The organism is Moorena sp. SIO4A1, from assembly GCF_010672065.1.
GTDB lineage: Bacteria > Cyanobacteriota > Cyanobacteriia > Cyanobacteriales > Coleofasciculaceae > Moorena.
Genome location: NZ_JAAHHX010000501.1, coordinates 1 through 1,761 on the forward strand (window position 1 = coordinate 1; position 1,761 = coordinate 1,761).

At 44.5% G+C, this 1,761-nt stretch carries 3 protein-coding genes; all 3 read left to right on the forward strand.

Annotated features, from left to right (window positions below; all coding sequences use genetic code 11):
• The first annotated feature begins 122 nt into the window (after nucleotides 1-122).
• The gene (locus F6K53_RS39905) at nucleotides 123-542 is read left to right on the forward strand and encodes a hypothetical protein (RefSeq protein WP_293085569.1); all 420 of its coding nucleotides are present in this window, start codon (nucleotides 123-125) and stop codon (nucleotides 540-542) included.
• Between the two features lie 266 nt (nucleotides 543-808).
• The gene (locus tag F6K53_RS39910; protein ID WP_143727413.1) at nucleotides 809-1,039 is read left to right on the forward strand and encodes a hypothetical protein; all 231 of its coding nucleotides are present in this window, start codon (nucleotides 809-811) and stop codon (nucleotides 1,037-1,039) included.
• 380 nt (nucleotides 1,040-1,419) lie between these two features.
• On the forward strand, nucleotides 1,420-1,761 hold a 342-nt coding region (locus F6K53_RS39915; RefSeq protein ID WP_293085572.1), incomplete at its 3' end, for a helix-turn-helix domain-containing protein.

Sequence of the window (1,761 nt, forward strand, 5' to 3'; positions counted from 1 at the left end):
GTCCTAGAGGAATTGGGGTCTTTTGCCTCATGTGCTTTCGCCCTCCCCGTTTTTAGGATAGAGACATCAAACAGAAATCAGCTCACGTCCAAACACTTAGAAACAGCTAAAGAGTGAACATCATGAACATCAAACGCTTTTCTCTACTTGCAGGTATCGCAGCAATTACCCTCACTAGTTTTCCCATGGCAGTTAATGCCCAAGAACTTCCTCCATTTTTATCTAATCTGAACATCACTGACCAGCAAAAAGAGCAGTTTGAGGACATCATTAACAATACTGACTCCAAAATTGAGGATATTCTCACTCCTGATCAACAACGGCGCTTTCAAACTATCAAGGTGCTCCGCCGTCAACTGCGAGACGCAAGGGAAGGTCTGAATCTCTCCGAAGAGCAGTTAAAGCAAATGCAAGACATTAACAGGTCAGCACGATATGAGATGAGGGGTATTCTCACCGAGGAACAGCGCCAACAAATTCGTCAAGAAATAGGAGCATTTCGAGGTAAAGGCCCATTGAGACGGAGATTTTTCCAGAACTAGATTATCTCTTGGAATACAAAGTACTAACTCTCTTGATATAACTTGTTAAAGGTGCGCTTAACTCATTAATAATTAAATTCGCCACGGGTCGCACCTAATTGTTAAGTGTTAATTGACAAACCATTAACACTTAACAAGTTTTTTTTATTACCACCATAAACACTATCCTTTCCAATACCTTTAAAATCGGTGTTGCGTCAGTCTTTGAATGAATAGGAGTAGAGTGGGCATCCTGCCCGCCCGAAAATAAGGAGGAAACTGGCAAGATGCCAGTTCTACACAAGATGCCAGTTCCACGCAAGATGCCCATTCCACCAAGATGTCCACTCTACAAAACTATTACAATCATTCTATTATTAAGCAACGCCTGGAACCGAGGTGCTTTGCCTGATCATGGGATTGACCATAGGTCACGCTACGGGATGCTCCTGTGCAGCCGCTATGCGATGCTCCTTTGGAGCCGCTACGCGAACGCATTTACTGTACCTAGTCATTAACAAAAATGTGGCCACCCACTGGACTTGTTGCTGCGTGAATGCAATAGTTTTTTTGGAAACCTGGAACTGAGGCGCTTTGGCTGATCATGGGATTGACCATAGGTCACGCTACGCGAACACATTTACTGTACCTAGTAATTAACTTTGATATCGCCACTCACTCGACTTATTGATGCGCTAATGCAATAGTTTTTTTGGAAACTTGGAACTAGAGTAATGGCTGGAATGGGATCCATAGGTCACGCTACGGGATGCTCCTGGGTCGCCGCTACGCGAACGCATTACTGTATCTAGTAATTAATACCTAAAATCTTATCCCTTGCATCTTATCCAAAATTCTGTTACAATAATAGTATCGTTAACGCAATGGTTAACTCCCCATGATGATTTCCACCGCACAAGCCGCTGATTTACTAGGTGTTTCCGCCACTCGCGTCCGTTACCTTCTCAGCAAAGGCAGAGTTAAAGGAGCCTATAAAGTGGGTAGAACTTGGGTGATTCCTCTGTTTGATGGCATGCCAGTAGTCACTCCCGGCACTCGGGGTCCCAAGCGGAACTGGTCAAAGCGCAGAGAGTACACTAAGGCTGTGATTCATGTTAACCAGAGGGTAATTCGCAACAATCTCAAGACAGGGGAGCGCAACCCTGTGATTACCGTAAAACGAGGCTCTAAAAACACTTATGGTCATACGGTGGAAGTCAATGGGCCGTGTAGAGTCATA

Coding starts and splice junctions, on each gene's coding strand:
- F6K53_RS39905 (WP_293085569.1), top strand. CDS start 123: ATGAACATCAAACGCTTTTCTCTACTTGCAGGTATCGCAGCAATTACC.
- F6K53_RS39910 (WP_143727413.1), top strand. CDS start 809: ATGCCAGTTCTACACAAGATGCCAGTTCCACGCAAGATGCCCATTCCA.